1 protein-coding gene and 1 pseudogene are annotated in these 1,280 nt (G+C 46.8%); one reads left to right on the forward strand and one right to left on the reverse strand.

Translation table 11 applies throughout. From position 1 onward, the window contains the following. Positions 1 to 873 (forward strand): aromatic amino acid DMT transporter YddG (gene yddG / locus R7Q47_RS25030; RefSeq protein WP_318090011.1); only part of this gene is annotated, 873 nt, incomplete at its 5' end. A gap of 190 nt (positions 874 to 1,063) precedes the next feature. Here the strand turns inward: yddG and R7Q47_RS25035 are convergent. Further along, positions 1,064 to 1,280, reverse strand: a pseudogene (locus tag R7Q47_RS25035) (hypothetical protein); the annotation flags it as partial.

A 1,280-nucleotide genomic window follows, 5' to 3' on the forward strand; every position in this document is an offset into this window, starting at 1 on the left:
TATGGCTGCATTGCCATCCTCTCTTGGAGTTGCTTACTGGGTATTGCAAGGCTCGTAACCGAAAGTTTAGGGCCAGTAGGTGGGGCGGCGATGTTGTATTCGCTAAGTTCAATCTTTTTATTGATTGTGGTGGGCATCCCAAAGTTATCTTACTTTTCTCCGAAGTATCTGATAGTTGGCGGCGCAATGTTTGTTTGCTACGAGATCTTTCTTGCGCTTGCTCTTGGGTATTCGAATTCGCGAGCTCAAGCGATTGAGGTATCTATCGTCAACTATTTATGGCCAGCACTGACGGTGTTGTTTGCAGTGTTGGGTAGCAACAAAAAGCCAAGTTGGCTGTTGTATCCAGCAGTAACCCTCGCGTTTATTGGTGTGGCTTGGACAGTGAGCGGCGATAACGGTTTATCCCCGACACAAATCATCTCGAACGTAAGCAGCAATCCGCTGGTGTACTTCATGGCGTTCACTGGCGCGGTGATTTGGGCGGTTTATTGTAATCTCACACAGCGACAGCAATCGAAGCACAATGCGATCACGTTGTTTTTTATCGCAACTGCGGTTTCGCTTTGGGTGAAGTACGCATTTGCGGATGAGCCTACAATGACGTTCTCATGGTCAGCTCTTGGATATCTGTTTGCATCGGCAGCGTTGATGGCGGGTGGTTATGGCTTATGGAACATCGCCATTGTTGGCGGGAACATGGTCTTTTTGGCGACTTTGTCTTACTTCACGCCGATTTTCTCTGCGCTGTTTTCGTCGCTTATCCTTGGTGTTACGTTGAGCAACGGTTTCTGGCAAGGCGTTGTTATGGTGACGGTTGGGTCACTCTTGTGTTGGTTGGTAACAAAAGAGAAGCGAGAAGCTGCTGGTTAAGCCCTCATTATCTGAGTGATTAATGACTGGTTTGTGGCTTCTCCGGTTCTTGTCGGTGTTGATGGAGGCCTGCTTGAGCCGTCATCGTGTTATCGAACATGTCACCAATCATTTTCCAAGAGCAAGCATCAGTCACCAAGCTGAGATAGGTGTGGGAAGGTAAGTCGCATCATGAGATGCGATGTCTAACTTAGGCTTCGTTCCAGTTTGGTTCTTCTAACGCTGGCCAGAGCATCAAATCATCAATACCAACGTCCTTAAAGCCTATCTTTGAGTAATAGCTTTTAAGCGCTTCTACGCTTTCCTCTGAGCGATCTTCTAAAGGAAGAGCCTTTAGACCAATGATGTCGTAAATCGATGTAAAGCGTTCAATAAAGTCCTCAAGTAAGGCTTTGGAATACGAATTT

The organism is Vibrio sp. Vb0349 (genome assembly GCF_033338975.1).